The organism is Mycolicibacterium rutilum (assembly GCF_900108565.1).
Classification (GTDB): domain Bacteria; phylum Actinomycetota; class Actinomycetes; order Mycobacteriales; family Mycobacteriaceae; genus Mycobacterium; species Mycobacterium rutilum.
The window spans coordinates 2,240,456-2,257,652 of record NZ_LT629971.1 but is presented as its reverse complement, the minus strand read 5'-3'; the positions used below and the strand labels follow the sequence as shown (position 1 = coordinate 2,257,652).

The following is a 17,197-nucleotide window of genomic DNA, read 5'->3' as shown; positions in this document are numbered from 1 at the left end:
CGTCACTGCGGGAAGCCGAACAGTTTGACCACCCCGTGGTCTCGGCCGGCGGCGTAGCCGCCGTCGACCGCGATCGCCTGGCCGGTGACGAATGATGCGTCCGGGGACACGAGAAACGCTGCGACGGCGGCGATCTCGTCGGGCCTGCCGCGCCGCTGCAGTGCGTGCTCCTCGGTGATGGACCGCAGCGGACCCGCCATCCCGTCGAGGCCCATCACGCTGTCGAGCATCGGGGTGTCGATGAAGCCGGGGCAGATCGCGTTCGCGCGGATGCCGCTGGGTCCGTAGTCGAGCGCGATGTTCTTGGTCAGCAGCACCACCCCGCCTTTTGGCGGCGTTGTAACTGCTGCCGCCCGCGGTGCCTTCCAGGCCTTCGACGCTGGCCAGTGTGACCAGCGAGCCGCGTTCACCCGCCAGCCGCGGCTGGTCGATCATCGCGGCCAGCGCGGCCTTGGCGACCAGGAACGTGCCGGTGAGGTTGACCCCGATCACCCGGTCCCACTCTGCGCGGTCGAGCAGGTGCACCGGCCCGCCGCCGGCGACGCCCGCGCAGTGCACGACGCCGTCGAGACGGCCGGGCACCGCGGCGAACACCGCGCCGACGGCGTCCTCGTCGGTGATGTCGGCGTGGACGAAGGTGAAGCCGGCACCGAGCGGCGCGGCCGGTTCGGCGATGTCGGCGCCGACGACCGTGCCGCCCTCAGCGAGAAGGCGTTTGGCCGTGGCCAGTCCGATCCCCGACGACGTACCGGTCACGACGAAGGCGCGGCCCTGCGCGCGGTCTGTGCTCACGTCGAGGACTTTAGGCGGCGCTGGACCGCCAGCGCGGCCAATGCGGCGGCCTCGTTGGTCGCCAGGTGCGCGAGCATCGGCGCCAGCAGGCTGCCCGAGCGCGCGTGCAGCCAGCCGAACGCCCAACCGCCGACCCCGGTGACGAGCACGGTGCCCAGCACCGGGTTTCGGGTGATGCGCGCGTCCATGATGTGCCACAGGCCGAACGCCACCGCCTGCAGAAGCCGCCCGGCAGGCGGCTGAAACGCCGACTCGGCGGTGATCCCCAGCGTGGCACGGTAGGCGACCTCCTCGGGCCAGACCGTGCCGAGCGGGATGTCGAGCAGCATCCAGCGCACCGGGTGCGGGGGTAAATCGCGTGCGGCCATCCCGCGGCGCATCGACGGAACGGCGGTCGTCGCCGCGACGCCGAGCGCGATCACCGCGCCGGCGGCCAGGCCGTGGCGCAGACCCGACCACACCGCGGGCGGGCGCAGCCCCAGCGGTGGGCGGGCCGCCGCGTACAGGGCGGTGCCCAGCGCCGCGTTGGGGATGGGGTGGAAGCGCACCCGGGGCGCGACGAAACTCCAGCCGACCAGCGCGACGGCGACAGCGGCGGCACGAAATTTGGTGGCTCTCATCAGTATTCGGGTCCGTTCTCGGCTTCGGTCTTCTGCAGGGCGATGCGGATGCGTTCGGTGTCCTCGGGAGTCCAGCCGGCAGGTGGTGCGACGGCGGCCCAGCCGTCGAGCACGAAATCGCCGTAGTTGTGGCCGTGCCCGCCCGGCACCGAACTCGCGTTCGTCATGTCGGCGGCGACCTGCCAGAACGTCACGATCGGATACCACCGCATGGAACTCGTGCGGTCCCGGCCGGGCGGTTCGCGCAGCCAGTCCGGCCGGTTGAACAGCAGATCCTGTGACCACCACACGATCGGATCCGACGAGTGTTGCAGGAACAGCACGCGGGTGCCCTGCCACGGCGCGGCGGTGTCGGCGGCGATCTCCGCCGAATCGTTGCCCTGCGAGAACCGCACGGTGCGGCCGTTGTCGTAGCGCGGTTCGACCTCCGGTGTGCCCGGATCGCGCCGTTCGGTGATCGCCTTCCACAGCGGGCTGGCGTTCGGCGGACCCACCCACAGCACCGACGAGAACCCCATCCGCGAGATGTCGGGCAGCCAGTCGAAGGCGCCCTGGCCGGCCATCGAGCCCAGACTCTCGCCGTAGAGCACCAGCTTCGGGCGGCGGTCCGGCGGAAGCTGTTCCCAGCGTTGATGAATCGCGTCGATCATCATGCGGCCGGATTCCATCGACTTCTGCTGGTCGCCGAGGAAGGAGATCCAACTCGGCAGAAACGAGTACTGCGCACCGACCAGCGCCGTGTCGCCGTTGTACATCATCTCCAGCGCGCGGGCCGCCACCGGATTGATCCAGCCGGTGCCCGTCGTCGGGACGATCACCAGCAGTTCGCGGTCGAACGCGCCGGTGCGCTCGAGTTCGGACAGCAGTACTGCCATGCGCTGCTCGTCGGTCTCGGCGGTCTGCAACCCCACGTACACCCGGATCGGCTCCTCGGCCGGGGTGCCGTTGATCTCGGTCAGTTCCTCGGCGCTCGGCCCGCTGGCCACGAAGTTCCGGCCCTGAAATCCCAGCGTGTCCCAGGCGGCGAAAGATGCTGGGCTGCCGGATCTTTCCGGTGCGAGCGGCTGGACGACACCTTCGGCGGTGGTGGTGTTCTGCGGCTGGAACACCCGGTTGGCCCCGGCCAGGAAGCCGCGCACCAGCACGCCGTTGATCAGGGTGATCGCCAGGACGACGACGATGGCGGTCCCGATGAACAACGCGACCTCGTCGTGCAGTCGCCAGCGCCGGATCAGGTAGCGGGCCATGGTTTTGATGAGGTCGATCAGCAGGCGGGTGATCGCCACGCACACCGCGCCGACCAGCAGGGCCACGATCAGCGTGCGCAGGTATCCGAGGGTGGCGGGGCCTTCCATGCCCATCACCGACGACACCTGCCGCTGCCAGGCAGCCGCCGGGACCAGCATCAGCACGCTGGCGCCGATCGATCCCGCGACCGCGGCGGTCTTGAGCACCGTCAGCACGGTTCTCGACGGCGGCCACCAAGGGCGGCGCCGTAAGACGAAGCGGCGCAACATCCGTCCGGCGAACACGCCGATGCCGTAGCCGATCGCGGCGTTGATGCCGCCGATCAGGCCGGCGAACAACCAGTCCCGCGGCAGCAGTGACGGGGTCAGTGACAGGCAGAAGAACAGCGCGCCGAAAGCCATCCCGACGAAGTCGAGTCGGACCAGGCTCCACGCCCAGGCGTATAGCGAATGTCGTTGTGTGGTGTGCCCACTCACCCGAACAACCCGGGAAGCACGCCCTCCGACGTGTTTCTCAGGTCCTCCAGCGTGACGGTGAACTGGCCCTGCACCTCGACGGCGTCGCTGGCGGCGTCGACCACGCCGATCCGCGTGGCCGGCAGTCCCCTGGCCTCGCACATGGCACGGAACCGGCTCTCCTCGGTGCGGGGCACGGCGACCAGCACCCGGCCCGCCGACTCGGAGAACAAGAAGGTGAACGGGGCTGTGCCTTCTTGCCAATCTTCGGGAAGCACGATGCGGCAACCGGTTTCGCCGCGCAACGCCGCCTCCACCACGGCCTGGATCAGGCCGCCCTCGGACAGGTCGTGGGCGGCCGAGACCAGCCCATCGCGCGAGGCCGAAGTCAGCACGTCGGCGAGCAGCTTCTCGCGGGCGAGGTCCACCTTCGGCGGCACGCCGCCGAGGTGGTCGGCGGTCACCTGCGCCCAGATGGACCCGTCGAACTCGTCGCGGGTGTCGCCGAGCAGCAGCAACGTCTCGCCCGGTTCGTCGCCGAAGCCGGTGGGGATGCGGCGCTTGACGTCGTCGATCACCCCGAGCACACCCACGACGGGCGTCGGCAGGATCGCGGTGGTGCCGGTCTGGTTGTAGAAGCTGACGTTGCCGCCGGTGACCGGAATACCCAGCGCGGCAGCACCATCCGCCAGACCACGGACGGCCTGGCTGAACTGCCACATCACCCCGGGGTCCTCCGGGGAGCCGAAGTTCAGGCAGTTGGTGACCGCGACCGGGGTCGCGCCGGTCACCGCGACGTTGCGGTACGCCTCGGCGAGCGCCAGCTGCGCCCCGGTGTACGGGTCGAGCGCGGTGTAGCGGCCCGACGCGTCGGTCGAGATCGCGATGCCCCGGCCGGTGGTCTCGTCGACCCGCAGCACGCCACCGTCGGCGGCCTCGGCCAGCACCGTGTTGCCCCGCACGTAGCGGTCGTACTGTTCGGTGATGAACGCGCGGCTGCACAGATGCGGACTGCCCAGCAGCGCAAGCAGAGTCGCCTTGAGTTCGGCGCCGGTCTGCGGGCGTGGCAGCTTCGCCGAGGTGTCGGCGTTCAGCGCGTCCTGCGTCTCGGGTCGCTGCACTGGGCGCTGGTAGACCGGGCCTTCGTGCGCGACCGTGCGGGGCGGCACATCGACGACGGTCTCGCCGTGCCAGGTGATCTGCAGCCGGTCGCCGTCGGTGACCTCACCGATCACGGTGGCCAGCACCTCCCACTTGCGGCAGACCGCGAGGAACTTGTCGACGTTGTCCGGCGTGACCACCGCGCACATGCGTTCCTGCGATTCGCTCGACAGGATCTCCGCCGGGGTCATGTTCGCCGCCCGCAGCGGAACGGCGTCCAGCTCGATGCGCATGCCGCCGTCGCCGGCCGATGCCAACTCTGATGTGGCACAGGACAATCCGGCCCCGCCGAGGTCCTGGATGCCGACCACCAGATCGGCGGCGTACAACTCGAGGCAGCACTCGATGAGCACCTTCTCCATGAACGGGTCGCCGACCTGCACGCTGGGCAGCTTCTTGCGGCCGGGGCCCGATCCCTCGTCGCCGCCGAACGTCTCCGACGCCAGCACGCTCACGCCGCCGATGCCGTCGAGGCCGGTGCGCGCGCCGAACAGGATGATCTTGTTGCCGGTGCCGGACGCGAACGCCAGGTGCAGATCCTCCTTGCGCAGCACGCCGACGCACAGCGCGTTGACCAACGGGTTGCCGCCGTAGGACGCGTCGAACACGGTCTCGCCGCCGATGTTGGGCAGCCCCAGCGAGTTGCCGTAGCCGCCGATACCGCGCACCACGCCGTCGACGACGCGGCGGGTGTCGGGCGCGTCGGCCGCACCGAACCGCAACTGGTCCATCACCGCGACCGGCCGCGCGCCCATCGCCATGATGTCGCGCACGATGCCGCCGACGCCGGTGGCCGCGCCCTGGTACGGCTCGATGTAGGAGGGGTGGTTGTGCGACTCGACCTTGAACGTCGCCGCCCAGCCGTCACCGATGTCGACGACGCCGGCGTTCTCCCCGATGCCGGCCAGCATGGTCTTGCGCATCTCCTCGGTGGTGGTCTCGCCGAAGTAGCGCAGATGCACCTTCGAGGACTTGTAGGAGCAGTGCTCGCTCCACATCACCGAGTACATCGCCAGTTCGGCGTCGGTGGGCCTGCGGCCGAGGATCTCGCGGATGCGCTGGTACTCGTCGTCCTTGAGGCCGAGTTCGCGGAACGGTTGCGGCTGATCGGGGGTGGCGGCGGCCCGCTCGACGGTGTCTGTCTGGGAAGTGAGCTCCGACGTCACGAGGACAGTCTAGGTTGCGACCTGCTGAACGCGTGTGCCGCCGCGGGCGCCGTCGCGCCGTGCACGACGACGCTGCCCAGCACCACCAGCACCATGATCAACAGCACCTCGGCCTCCGCCGCGCCGGTCAGCACGTTGAACGCCAGCAGGCCGAACACGATCGACGTGGTGCCGCGCGGCCCGAGCCAGCCGACCAGCACCCGCTCCGGCCAGGAGAACGGTGATCCGAGCAGCGCGAGCAGCGTCGGCAGGAGCCGCACGACCGTCAGCGCGAGCAGGCAGTACAGCACCATCGACCAGGTCACGCCGAGCGTCAGCGCCAGCACCGCCGTCGCGCCGATGACGAACCACATCACCACGGTGAGCAGGTAGCCGATGTCGTCGACCAGCGCGAGCTCGTCGTGAATCGACGGCGACCGCCGCAGATAGTGGAACGCGATGCCGCAGACGAACGCGGCGACGAACCCGTTGCCGTCGACCGCCGAACTCAGCCCGAAGGCCAGCACCGGCGCGGCGACCAGGATCATCCGCTTGCTGCGGTCGGTCATCGCGCCGCGTCGCTCGGCCAGGTTGGTCAGCAGCGCGAGCACCGCGCCGACCGCCAGACCCACCAGGATCGCCTTGACGGCCTGCGGCAGGGCCGACGCGAGCGCCTCCATCGGCGTCGCGGCGTGCGACCGGTCGCCGGCGAGAGCCAGCGCGAAGATGAACAGCGGCGAGATGATGCCGTCGTTGTAGCCGGCTTCGACGTTGAGCACGTCGCGCACCCGCTCGGGCACGCGGTGGTCGCGCAGGATCGACGCGGCAGGCGCAAAGTCGGTCGGCACCACGATGCAGGCGAGCACCAGCAGCACCGCCCATGGAACCCCGGGCAGCAGCCACAACCCGAGCGCCACGGCTGCGGCCAGGCTCAGCGGCATCGCGATGAACAGCACCCGCATCGCGGCGCGCGGTTCGCGGCCGAACAGCCCGCCGCGGATGTCGGTGGCGTCGACGAAAAGCAGGATCGCCAGGATGATCTCGGCGATGTGCTGGGCGACCTCGGTGTTCAGCGATTCGGCGAGCCCGTCGCGGGTGGTGAAACCGACCGCGATGCCCGCCAGCACCAGCACCATGGGCGCGGTCAGCCGCCACCGCTCCAGGTGCTTGGCACCCAGCGCCCAGGCGGCCAGCACCGCGGAGACCGCGATCAGTGAGAGCAGCACGCCGCTGATCTTTCCAGCGGCCGCTACCGGGTGCCGCTAGGGATGATCGGCGGGTGCGACGCAGAACGCGTTGCCGTCGGGGTCGGCCAGCACCACCCAGGCGAAGTCGCCCATGCTGTGCCTGCCGGTCTCGGTGGCGCCGAGTCCGACGAGGCGTTCGACTTCGGCCCCGACGTCGGCGGCACCGAAGTCCAGGTGCACACGGTTCTTGCCGGGTGTCGGGTCGTCGACCTTCTGGAAGGCCAACCCGGGACCGTTCGGCAGATCGACGATCACGAAAAAGCCTGGCGCCAAAGGGTTCAGCTGCCCGCCCAGGGCGGTGGCCCACCACTGGGCGAGCGTGTCGGGGTCGGTGGTGTCGACGGTGATGTTCACGGCGGCGAGGGTCATGGCGCCGACCCTAGATCATCGCGGTGACAGAAAAGCCGCGAGCGCGGCGGCGTAGGCGGCGACGTCCGCGGCGCCCATCACCTCGCGCGCGGAGTGCATCGCCAGCTGCGGTGCGCCGACGTCGACGGTCGGGATGCCGGTGCGCGCGGCGGTCATCGGCCCGACGGTCGACCCGCACGGCAGGTCGGCGCGGTGCTCGTAGCGCTGTAGCGGCACCCCGGCCTGCGCGCAGGCCAGCGCGAACGCCGCGGCGGTGCGGCCGTCGGTGGCGTAGCGCAGGTTCGGCTGCACCTTGAGCACCGGTCCGCCGTTGACCTCGATGAGGTGCCCGGGCTCGTGGCGGTCCGGGTAGTTGGGGTGCGTGGCGTGCGCCATGTCGCCGGAGGCGACCATCGAGTCGGGCAGCCGGCGCAGGAACTCCTCGCGGCCGCCGCCCTGGGCCAGCGTGATGCGCTCGAGGACAGTCAGCAGCAGATCGGACTGCGCACCGTGGTCGGACTGCGAACCGACCTCCTCATGGTCGAACAGCACCAGCACCGGCAGGAACCGTTCGGGCGCGGCGGTCAGAAACGCCTCCAGCCCGGCGTAGCAGGTGGCCTGGTTGTCCAGCCGCGGGGCGCTGACCAGATCACGTTCGGCGCCGACGAGCCGCGACGGCGTCAGGTCGTGGGTCATCAGGTCCGCCCCGAGCACGTCATTGGCCGCGACCCCGGCGTGCCCGGCGACGAAGTCGAGGAACGAGCGGGACCCGCCGCCGGTCCCCCATACCGCGTTGACGTGGCGTTGCGGGTTGAGTTCGACGGCCTTGCGGTCCTCGGCGAGGTGGATGGCCAGCTGCGGGACCCGCAGGATCGGTTCGTCGATCCGGATCAGGCGGTGCTCGATGCCGTCGTCTTTGCGCACCGAGAGCCGGCCGCTGACACCGAGGTCACGGTCCAGCCACGAGTTCAGCCATGCCCCGCCGTAGGGCTGCAGCGCGACGACCTGCCAGCCGGCCACGAACCGGTCGGGGTGCTGTTTGACGCGGAGGTTGGGGCTGTCGGTGTGCGCGCCGACGATCCGGAACGGGCCGGTGCGGTTCGGGGCGTCGGTCCGCCAGGCGATCAGGGAGCCGGCCCGGATGACGAAGAAGTCGCCGTGCGTCGGCCATCCGTCGGCTTCGGACAGCTCGCGGAAACCGGCCGCGCGGAGCCGGTTCGCGGCGGTCTCGCATACGTGGAACGGCGAGGGCGACGCGTCGATGAACTCGCAGAGGTTATGGGGGCTAGCTGCCATCTATTCATCTTTACGGGTCGAATCAAGATCGGTGGCGCTAGGGTCGTTTTGTGCCCGAGATCCAGCCTCAACCCGTGCTTGCGCCGCTGACGCCGGCCGCCGTCTTTCTGGTGGCGACGATCGTCGACGGGCAGGAGGCGGTGGTGCACGACGCGCTGCCCGACATCTCGGGTCTGGTGCGGGCCATCGGTTTCCGCGATCCGGCCAAGCGGCTGTCGGCGATCACCTCGATCGGGTCGCACGCGTGGGACCGGTTGTTCTCCGGACCGCGGCCCGCCGAACTGCATCCGTTCCGCGAGATCAGCGGCGGGCGTCACCACGCTCCGGCCACCGACGGCGATCTGCTGTTCCACATTCGCGCCGAGTCGATGGACGTGTGCTTCGAGCTGGCCACCAGACTGGCCGAGGCGATGAGCGGTGCCATCGAGATCGTCGACGAGACACACGGGTTCAAGTTCTTCGACAACCGCGATCTGATGGGGTTCGTCGACGGGACCGAGAACCCGGACGGTGCGCTGGCCCGCTCGGCCACCCAGATCGGCGATGAGGACCCCGATTTCGCCGGCGGCTGCTATGTGCACGTGCAGAAGTACGTGCACGACATGTCGGCGTGGAACGCGCTGTCGGTGGAGGAGCAGGAGCGGGTGATCGGCCGCACCAAGCTCGACGACATCGAACTCGACGACACGGTCAAACCGGCCAACTCGCACGTCGCGCTGAACGTGATCGAGGACGACGACGGCAACGAGCTCAAGATCGTGCGGCACAACATGCCGTTCGGCGAGATCGGCAAGGGCGAGTTCGGCACCTACTACATCGGTTATTCGCGGACCCCCTCGGTGACCGAGCGGATGCTGCAGAACATGTTCATCGGCGACCCGCCGGGCAACACCGACCGCATCCTGGACTTCTCCACCGCGCTGACCGGAAGCCTGTTCTTCACCCCCACCGTCGACTTCCTCGACGACCCACCGCCGCTGCCGGATTCGGCCGCTGACGATCAGTCGGTGCCCGTGTCCGCTCCTCCCGCATACCAGGGCTCACTCGGTATCGGCAGCTTGAAAGGAACCCGCTGATGAACAACCTGTACCGCGATCTGGCACCGGTCACCGAGCAGGCCTGGACAGAGATCGAGCAAGAGGCGACGCGAACGTTCAAGCGCCACATCGCCGGTCGGCGCGTGGTCGACGTCAGCGAGCCCGGCGGCCCAGTGACCGCGGCCGTCAGCACCGGGCATCTGCACGACATCGTGCCGCCCGGCGACGGTGTGGTCGCCCACCTGCGGGAGGCCAAACCGCTGGTGCGGCTGCGGGTGCCGTTCACCGTGACCCGCACGGCGATCGACGACGTGGAGCGCGGGTCGCAGGACTCGGACTGGGACCCCGTCAAGGACGCGGCCAAGAAGTTGGCCTTCGCCGAGGACCGGGCGATCTTCGAGGGTTACGAGGCAGCGTCGATCGAGGGCATCCGCGGGTGCAGTTCGAATACCGCGCTGGCGCTGCCCGACGATGCGCGCGACATTCCGGACGTGATCTCGCAGGCACTTTCGGAGCTGCGACTGTCCGGTGTCGACGGCCCCTACTCGGTGCTGTTGTCGGCCGACGTGTACACGAAGGTCAGCGAGACGACCCAGCACGGCTATCCGATTCGCGAGCATCTCAACCGGCTCGTCGACGGGGACATCATCTGGGCGCCGGCGATCGACGGGGCGTTCGTGTTGTCCACCCGCGGAGGCGATTTCGACCTGCAGCTGGGCACCGACGTGTCAATCGGATATCAGTCCCATGACGCGGCCACGGTGCAGCTGTATCTGGAGGAGACGCTGACGTTCCTGTGCTACACGTCGGAGGCCTCGGTCGCCCTGACGCCTTGAGCGCAGTTGGCGCCTGCATCTAGGGCGTGTCTGACAAAGGTTTCAGGTGTTATGCCTGAGGCTTGAGAGATGTCACGGTTTCAGTTGCTCTCCGATGAGCAGTGGTCGTTGATCGAGGACCTGCTACCTGCTCCGACGGGTAAGCCAGGCAGGCCTTTTCGGGATGCTCGGTCAATGGTGGAAGGCATCATCTACCGGTACCGGTGTGGAATCGCCTGGCGTGATGTTCCCGAGGCGTTCGGACCGTGGCAGACGATTTGGACCTGGCATCGCCGGATGAGCGCTGATGGGACCTGGGACGCGGTGCTGACCCGACTGCTCTCGGCAGCCCACGCCGCCGGGATCATCGACTGGTCGGTATCGGTGGACTCCACGATCGCCCGCGCCCATCAACACGGCACGAACCTCACTCGCCACACAGGGGGCTGGGTCGAATTACACGAATCCGCGCATCGAGCCGCCTGACCACGGCATCGGCCGCTCTCGCGGGGGTTTGACCAGCAAGATTCATCATCTCGTCGACGGCCGTGGACGCCCGCTGGTGGTGTTGGTCTCGCCCGGTCAGGCCAACGACGCGCCGGTTTTCGAGCACCTGCTGGCCCATCTGCGGGTACCCCGACTCCGCGGTGGTTCGGCACGAACCCGACCCGACCGAGTGCGCGGCGATAAGGCGTACTCGAGTCGCGCCATCCGCGCTGAGCTGCGTCGTCGCGGGATCGTCGCGGTGATCCCACAACCGTCCGACCAGATCGCCCACCGCCAACGCCGAGGGTCACGCGGTGGACGGCCACCAGCGTTCGATACCGCGGACTACAAGAGCCGCAACGTGATCGAACGAGGCTTCAACACCACCAAGCAGTGGCGCGGCCTGGCGACCCGCTACGACAAACTCGCAGTCGTCTACCGCGGCGCAGCAGTCCTACGGGCCATCACCCTCTGGCTGCCACATTTATCAGACACGCCCTAGCTGGGATTCTGCAACTCTGCCTCTAGGCGGTGCACAACGCGATCGTCGGCCAGCTCCTCGCGCGCTTCGGGATGCTGCCAATAGAACCGCAGCACCTCGCCGAGCGCGTGGCCTCCCGGGGTGTACCAGCTCGCGGGAAGTTCTCGTGTGCGTCCGTCCGCGGTGAGGATGTAGATGGCTCCGCTGGCCTGGCGCGTATCCGGCTTCCTGTCGACGACGTCCGTTACTTCGTCCCAGGATCGCTCCTGAGTGGTCATCGTGGTTGCTGTCTCGATGCCTTGCACAGTCATTCGGAGATAACTCGTCCCGCGAGCCCTGAATATCTGGCGCAGACTGAACACACCTACCAAGGCTCCAACGGCGCAAGTACCCACGAGGAAACGTCCGTACCCGCGCGGCGGACGGATATCAAGCATGTCGAGCGGCGCGAAGACGGCATAGCACACCATCGCCACGAACCCGGCGACGCTGGCAGCGACGAGAAGGCGGTCCAGTCTGCGATCCGGCCGAACCGTTGTTCCAAAGTTCTCGACATCGATCCGCGGCGATACTTTTCGAGTCGCGACGAGGACGAACAGGGCTGCCAATCCCAGGAGACAACCGGCGGCCCCCATGGCCACGACGGCCGACAGATACTGTGCGCGTTCGGCGAAGATGAATACCCAAGCGAAGCAGAACAGTCCGAACGGGCCGAGCACAATGCCCAAGAACCCGGCGGCTATTGCGGGCTTCGTTGGCATCGACGCCAACCTAACACCGCCGCAGCGGCCCCCCGCGCATCAAATTCGCGCGCTCGCGCGAGTTACAGAGAGAGTTAGGCGCTCAGGACGCCGTCGAGTGCCGAGTAGAACAGGCCCAGGCCGTCGTCGGAGGGCCCGGTCAGCGCCTCGGTCGCGTGCTCGGGGTGTGGCATCAGGCCGACGACGCGGCGGTTGGCCGAGCTGACGCCCGCGATGTTGCGCTGTGAGCCGTTGGGGTTGTCGCGGTAGCGGAACACGATGCGGCCCTCGCCCTCGAGCTCGTCGAGCACCTTGTCGCTGGCCACGTACCGGCCCTCACCGGACTTCAGCGGGATCAGGATGTCGGCGCCGGGCTCGTAGCGCGAGGTCCACGCCGACTCGTTCGACGCCACCTCCAGCCAGATGTCGCGACACACGAAGTGCAGGCCCGCGTTTCGGGTCAACGCTCCCGGCAGCAGACCGGTCTCGCACAACACCTGAAAACCGTTGCAGATCCCCAACACTGGCATGCCCTGCTCGGCGGCCCGGACGACCTCGCCCATCACCGGCGCGAACTTCGCGATCGCACCGGCGCGCAGGTAGTCCCCGTAGGAGAAGCCACCGGGCACCACGACGGCGTCGACCTTCTTCAGGTCGGCGTCGGCGTGCCACAGCGCGACGGCCTCCGCCCCGGCGAGCCGCACGGCCCGCGCGGCGTCGACGTCGTCGAGCGTACCCGGGAATGTGATGACCCCCACACGTGCGGTCATGCTTGCTCCCTGCTCACCGACCAGTCCTCGATCACCGTGTTCGCCAGCAGCGATTCGGCGATCTTCGCGAGCGCGTCGTCGTCGACGCTGTCGTCGACTTCGAGCTCAAATCGCTTGCCCTGCCTCACATCCGAGACACCTTCGAACCCGAGCCGGCCCAATGCGCCGACGATCGCCTGCCCCTGCGGGTCGAGGATCTCGGCCTTCGGCATCACGTGCACAACCACCCTTGCCACGCGTCAACTGTACCGGCGGCCCCGCTGGACGCGCCTCACCGGCACGATCCGAGATATGCCTGGCACAGCGGGCCCGCCAAAGTGTCGAACACCTGCGCGTCCGACACCCCCGGCCAGGGCACCTCTGCGCGGGCAGTTCTGCCCACAGGGCCAGTTCGACGACGGTGCCGCTCGCCGGGTCGGCCAGCAGGTACTGGTGCACCACCTTGCGGCCCGCCACGCTGATCACCGCGGCCAGCGCCTCGGAGTCGGCCGTGGTGATCGACGGCGACACCCTGGGCGCCTGGCATGACCGCAACCGCGTCGTCGCGTCCTCGATCACCGAGCGCACCAGTGGCCCGCTCCATCCCACCGCACCGCGCCAGTGCAGCACCTGGCTGCGCAGATGCCAGTGACCTGGGGCGTTGCCGATCTGCGCCCGCGCGGCCACTACGTAGGCCCGCGGGTCGGCGGGCACGGCCGGGCCGGCGCACAACTCCTCGAAGACGAACCGCGGCGACGGCGCGTTGACCGCCAGTCCGGCCAGCCCCGGCCACCGATAGGCGGCGTAGAGCGGAAGCTCACTGCTCACCGGCCACGCCGAATCAGGTATCGCGTCACACGTCGGCGGACACACCCCCGGCACCGCGTCCGCAGGCGGTGCGACGGCCAGTCCGAAACCCAGCGCCACCACCAACAGCCATCGCACGACTTCAGTACCCCCTGAACCCCGCCCCGCGCACAATATAGGCATGCACTTGACGCATTTCGGCCATTCGTGCCTACTCGCAGATTTCCCTGGCGAATCCGGTGAGAACGCAACGATCCTGTTCGACCCCGGCGTCTTCTCACACGGTTTCGAGGGCATCACCGGCCTGTCGGCGATTCTGATCACCCATCAGCACCCCGACCACACCGACACCGAGCGCCTGCCGGCCCTGCTCGAGGCGAACCCGCAGGCCGCGCTCTACGCCGACCCGCAGACCGCGGCCCAGCTCGGCGGCAACTGGCGCGCGGTCAACGCGGGCGACGAGTTCGCCGTCGGGCACCTGACCGTGCGCGGCCTCGGCGGCACGCACGCGGTCATCCATCCGGAGATCCCGGTCATCGACAACATCTCCTACCTGGTTGGCGACGGCACCCACGCCGCCCGGTTCATGCACCCGGGCGACGCGCTGTTCGTCCCCGGCGAGCCCGTCGACGTGCTCGCGACGCCGGCCGCCGCGCCGTGGCTGAAGGTCTCCGAGGCGGTCGACTATCTGCGCGCGGTCGCGCCCACGCACGCGGTGCCGATCCACCAGGCGATCATCGATCCGGTCGGGCGCCCGATCTTCTACGGGCGGCTGTCCGAGATGACCGACACCGATTTCCAGGTGCTCGAGCAGGAGAACGCCACCGAGTTCTAGGCGGTGTCGCGGGCGGCGGCGCGCCCGGCGGCGCGCCCGGAGAACACACAGCCGCCGAGGAACGTGCCCTCCAGCGAGCGGTAGCCGTGTACACCGCCGCCGCCGAAACCGGCGGCCTCCCCCGCGGCGTACAGGCCGTCGAACACGCTGCCGTCGGGCCTGAGCACCCGCGCATCCAGGTCGGTTTCCAACCCGCCCAACGATTTTCGCGTCAGGATGTGCAGCTTGACCGCGATCAGCGGACCGGCCTTCGGGTCGGTGAGCCGGTGCGGGGCGACGACCCGGCTGAGCTTGTCGCCGAGATAGTTGCGGGCCACGCGGATCGAGGCGATCTGCATGTCCTTGGTGAATTTGTTGGCGACCTCCCGGTCCCGCGCGGTCACCTCGGCCTCGACCGTCGCGTAATCGAGGGGCTGCACATCGGGCACGCTGTTCATCGCGGACACCAACTCGCGCAACGAGTTCGCGCTGACGAAGTCGACACCGCGGTCGACGAACGCCTGCACCGGCCCCGGCGCGCCGGGACGCACCCGCGACAGCACGTCGCGCACGCTGCGGCCGGTGAGGTCGGGGTTCTGTTCCTGACCCGACAGCGCGAACTCCTTGGCGATGATCCGCGCGTTGAGGATGAACCAGGTGTAGTCCTGCCCGGTCTGCGAGATGTACTCCAGCGTGCCGAGCGTGTCGAAGCCGGGATACAGCGGCGACGGCAACCGTTTGCCGTTGGCGTCCAACCACAACGACGACGGCCCCGGCAGGATGCGGATCCCGTGCAGCGGCCAGATCGGGTCGTAGTTGGTGATCCCTTCGGTGTAGTGCCACATGCGGTCGCGGTTGATCACCCGCGCGCCGGCGCTCTCGGTGATGCCGATCATCCGGCCGTCGACGTGCGCGGGCACACCCGAGATCAACTGTTCGGGCACCCGGCCCATCCGGGTCGGCCAGTTCTGCCGGACCAGGTCATGGTTGCCACCGATGCCGCCACTGGCGACGACGACGGCCTGCGCGCGGAATTCGAAGTCGCCGACCGTGTTTCGCGACGACGCCACACCGCGGGCCGCGTCGGACGGTTCGAGCACCGCGCCGCGGACCCCGACGACCGCACCGTCGGAGACGATCAGTTCGTCGACGCGGTGCCGGTGGGCGAACCGGGCGCGGCCGGTCAGCCGGCGCGCGAAGATGTCGACGATTGCCGGGCCGGTGCCCCAGGTGATGTGGAAGCGCGGCACCGAGTTGCCGTGCCCGCGCGCGTCGTAGCCGCCGCGTTCGGCCCAGCCGACGATCGGGAACGTCTGCAGCCCGCGCTCCCGCAGCCAGCCGCGCTTCTCCCCCGCGGCGAAGTCGACATACGCGTGCGCCCACTGCCGCGGCCAGTGATCCTCGGGGCGGTCGAACCCCGCCGAGCCCAACCAGTCCTGCAGTGCCAGTTCGTGGCTGTCGCGGATACCCATCCGGCGTTGTTCGGGACTGTCGACGAAGAACAGCCCGCCGAAAGACCAGAACGCCTGGCCGCCGATGTTGTTGGCGTTCTCCTGGTCGACGATCAGCACACGCCGGCCGCGGTCGACCAGTTCGCAGGCGGCCACCAGGCCGGCCAGGCCCGCACCGACCACGATGACATCAGCATCTTGCGCCATGGCCGCCACGTTAGCGGCGAAGGCTAGGCGGCGTCTGTCAATGCGCGGTACGGCCGCCAGCGGTAGACGGCGGGGTGGCAGCCGTGCATCAGCGCGAGGTCCACCACGTCGAGCATCGCCTGCTGCGGGCCCGGCTTGCGCAGGTGACGGGCCGCCACGGCCACCCGGACGATCCCGCCTCGCCGCGCGATCCGCTCCGCCGACAGCACCAGCGTCCGGCACCACCACGGCTCGGTGAGAAAACCCTCGCCGATGCCGAGCACCCGGGACCGCACCACCGTCCCCCGCACCAGGTCGGTGATCTCGGTGAGACCGGCCAGCAGCCGAAAACCCCTGCCGGGCAACGCCGCAGCCGTACCGGGAGACACCGACCAGCCGGGGGCGGCGAACAAACGCGTCCGCAACCCGAGATGGTCCATGACGCGGTCGGCGGCCAGCAACCTCAGATTCGCCTCGTGGCCGGGCAGCGTCGCGAACTCGCCCCGGCGGCGCTTGGTGGCCGCTTCGTCGAATCCGTGCAGCACGATCGCGTCACCGCCGTCGCGCCGCTGCGTCAGCCACTCGACGGTGCCGGTGTCCGCGCCGAGGCGGTAGCCGCCCTTCAGTCGCGGCGCCACCAGCAGCGACACCGGGACGCCGCGGGAATCGAGCCGCTCGCAGAACGCGGCGACGTCGGGCAGGGTGCGCTCGCTGATCCCGGAAACCGAGACGAGCAGTTGGCCAGTCACGTGCTCAGTGTGGCAACACCCGGTGTCGCAACGGTTTCGGACACGCTGACGTCAGATGGCCATCAGGTGCTATCGGGGCAGGACGTCCTCGATCGCGGCGATCACCTCGGGGGCGTCGGGCTCGGTGCGCGGCCGGAACCGCTTGACCACGGTGCCGCCCGGCGCGAGCAGGAACTTCTCGAAGTTCCACTGGATGTCGCCGGCTTCACCGCTGTCGTCGGCCGCCTTGGTCAGCTCGGCATAGAGCGGATGCCGCTCGGCGCCGTTGACGTCGGTCTTGGCCAGCAGCGGGAACGTCACCCCGTAGGTCGTCGAGCAGAACTCCTGGATCTCCTCGGCGGTGCCGGGCTCCTGGCCCATGAACTGGTTGCACGGCACGCCGATCACGGTCAGTCCGCGGTCGCGGTAGTCCTCGGCCAGCTTCTCCAGCGCGGTGTACTGGGGCGTCAGACCGCATTTCGACGCGACGTTGACGACCAGGGCGGCACCGCCGGCGAGTTCGCCCAGTGTGGTGTCGCGGCCGTCGAGGGTGGTCACGGCGATGTCGGTCAGCGGTGTGTCGGTCATGCC

Annotated in this window: 17 protein-coding genes and 1 pseudogene; 5 read left to right on the top strand and 13 right to left on the bottom strand. The window is 69.1% G+C overall.

The window, feature by feature from the left end; translation table 11 throughout:
- Nucleotides 1-2: 2 nt before the first annotated feature.
- The 7 genes and pseudogenes from BLW81_RS11020 to BLW81_RS10990 form a co-directional block, all read right to left on the bottom strand.
- Nucleotides 3-792: pseudogene (locus tag BLW81_RS11020) on the bottom strand (SDR family NAD(P)-dependent oxidoreductase).
- Nucleotides 789-1,412 (bottom strand): Rv0804 family intramembrane glutamic endopeptidase, encoded by a 624-nt coding sequence (locus BLW81_RS11015; protein ID WP_083407199.1) that lies wholly within the window; start codon nucleotides 1,410-1,412, stop codon nucleotides 789-791. The pseudogene BLW81_RS11020 and the gene BLW81_RS11015 overlap by 4 nt, the downstream one beginning before the upstream one ends.
- Nucleotides 1,412-3,136, bottom strand: coding sequence for an alpha/beta hydrolase (locus tag BLW81_RS11010; protein WP_456093742.1), 1,725 nt, complete (start codon nucleotides 3,134-3,136; stop codon nucleotides 1,412-1,414). The genes BLW81_RS11015 and BLW81_RS11010 overlap by 1 nt, the downstream gene beginning before the upstream one ends.
- On the bottom strand, nucleotides 3,133-5,442 hold the full coding sequence (gene purL / locus BLW81_RS11005; RefSeq protein WP_083407198.1) for a phosphoribosylformylglycinamidine synthase subunit PurL: 2,310 nt from the start codon (nucleotides 5,440-5,442) through the stop codon (nucleotides 3,133-3,135). Before purL ends, BLW81_RS11010 begins: the two co-directional genes overlap by 4 nt.
- A complete protein-coding gene (locus BLW81_RS11000) occupies nucleotides 5,439-6,647 on the bottom strand; it encodes a cation:proton antiporter (RefSeq protein ID WP_083407197.1) in 1,209 nt (402 codons plus the stop codon). The genes purL and BLW81_RS11000 overlap by 4 nt, the downstream gene beginning before the upstream one ends.
- A 36-nt stretch (nucleotides 6,648-6,683) precedes the next feature.
- The gene (locus tag BLW81_RS10995) at nucleotides 6,684-7,037 is read right to left on the bottom strand and encodes a VOC family protein (RefSeq protein WP_083407196.1); all 354 of its coding nucleotides are present in this window, start codon (nucleotides 7,035-7,037) and stop codon (nucleotides 6,684-6,686) included.
- Nucleotides 7,038-7,052: 15 nt separating this feature from the next.
- Nucleotides 7,053-8,312, bottom strand: coding sequence for a M18 family aminopeptidase (locus BLW81_RS10990; protein ID WP_083407195.1), 1,260 nt, complete (start codon nucleotides 8,310-8,312; stop codon nucleotides 7,053-7,055).
- A 50-nt stretch (nucleotides 8,313-8,362) separates the two neighbouring features.
- Between BLW81_RS10990 and BLW81_RS10985 the strand changes: the two genes are divergently transcribed.
- The 3 genes from BLW81_RS10985 to BLW81_RS10975 all read left to right on the top strand — a co-directional run bounded on the left by BLW81_RS10985 (nucleotide 8,363) and on the right by BLW81_RS10975 (nucleotide 11,152).
- Entirely contained in the window at nucleotides 8,363-9,388 is a 1,026-nt protein-coding gene (locus tag BLW81_RS10985) for a Dyp-type peroxidase (protein WP_083407194.1), read from the top strand.
- On the top strand, nucleotides 9,388-10,185 hold the full coding sequence (locus BLW81_RS10980; RefSeq protein ID WP_083407193.1) for a family 1 encapsulin nanocompartment shell protein: 798 nt from the start codon (nucleotides 9,388-9,390) through the stop codon (nucleotides 10,183-10,185). Before BLW81_RS10985 ends, BLW81_RS10980 begins: the two co-directional genes overlap by 1 nt.
- A gap of 69 nt (nucleotides 10,186-10,254) precedes the next feature.
- Nucleotides 10,255-11,152, top strand: a protein-coding gene (locus tag BLW81_RS10975; protein ID WP_407662274.1) for an IS5 family transposase whose coding sequence is annotated in 2 segments (ribosomal slippage) — nucleotides 10,255-10,601 and nucleotides 10,600-11,152 — 900 coding nt in all. Because the reading frame shifts where the segments join, the coding sequence is not laid out codon by codon here.
- Here BLW81_RS10975 and BLW81_RS10970 read toward each other — a convergent pair.
- From BLW81_RS10970 to purS, 3 genes are all read right to left on the bottom strand, one after another.
- Entirely contained in the window at nucleotides 11,149-11,892 is a 744-nt protein-coding gene (locus tag BLW81_RS10970; protein WP_157897655.1) for an MFS transporter, read from the bottom strand. The genes BLW81_RS10975 and BLW81_RS10970 overlap by 4 nt on opposite strands.
- 74 nt (nucleotides 11,893-11,966) lie before the next feature.
- Nucleotides 11,967-12,641 carry a phosphoribosylformylglycinamidine synthase subunit PurQ gene (gene purQ, locus BLW81_RS10965; RefSeq protein ID WP_083407191.1) on the bottom strand — a complete coding sequence of 225 codons (675 nt, stop codon included), beginning with the start codon at nucleotides 12,639-12,641 and terminating at the stop codon, nucleotides 11,967-11,969.
- Nucleotides 12,638-12,877, bottom strand: coding sequence for a phosphoribosylformylglycinamidine synthase subunit PurS (purS, locus tag BLW81_RS10960; RefSeq protein WP_083407190.1), 240 nt, complete (start codon nucleotides 12,875-12,877; stop codon nucleotides 12,638-12,640). The genes purQ and purS overlap by 4 nt, the downstream gene beginning before the upstream one ends.
- A gap of 164 nt (nucleotides 12,878-13,041) precedes the next feature.
- Here purS and BLW81_RS30220 point away from each other — a divergent pair, with 164 nt between their 5' ends.
- Nucleotides 13,042-13,272, top strand: a complete 231-nt coding sequence (locus tag BLW81_RS30220; RefSeq protein ID WP_157897654.1) for a hypothetical protein — start codon at nucleotides 13,042-13,044, stop codon at nucleotides 13,270-13,272.
- Between the two features lie 336 nt (nucleotides 13,273-13,608).
- The gene (locus tag BLW81_RS10950; protein ID WP_083407189.1) at nucleotides 13,609-14,262 is read left to right on the top strand and encodes an MBL fold metallo-hydrolase; all 654 of its coding nucleotides are present in this window, start codon (nucleotides 13,609-13,611) and stop codon (nucleotides 14,260-14,262) included.
- Here BLW81_RS10950 and BLW81_RS10945 read toward each other — a convergent pair.
- From BLW81_RS10945 to BLW81_RS10935, 3 genes are all read right to left on the bottom strand, one after another.
- Entirely contained in the window at nucleotides 14,259-15,899 is a 1,641-nt protein-coding gene (locus BLW81_RS10945; protein WP_083410462.1) for an FAD-binding dehydrogenase, read from the bottom strand. The genes BLW81_RS10950 and BLW81_RS10945 overlap by 4 nt on opposite strands.
- Before the next feature lie 23 nt (nucleotides 15,900-15,922).
- The gene (locus tag BLW81_RS10940; RefSeq protein WP_083407188.1) at nucleotides 15,923-16,627 is read right to left on the bottom strand and encodes a DUF2334 domain-containing protein; all 705 of its coding nucleotides are present in this window, start codon (nucleotides 16,625-16,627) and stop codon (nucleotides 15,923-15,925) included.
- Nucleotides 16,628-16,696: 69 nt separating this feature from the next.
- A complete protein-coding gene (locus BLW81_RS10935) occupies nucleotides 16,697-17,194 on the bottom strand; it encodes a glutathione peroxidase (protein WP_083407187.1) in 498 nt (165 codons plus the stop codon).
- Nucleotides 17,195-17,197 lie beyond the last annotated feature (3 nt).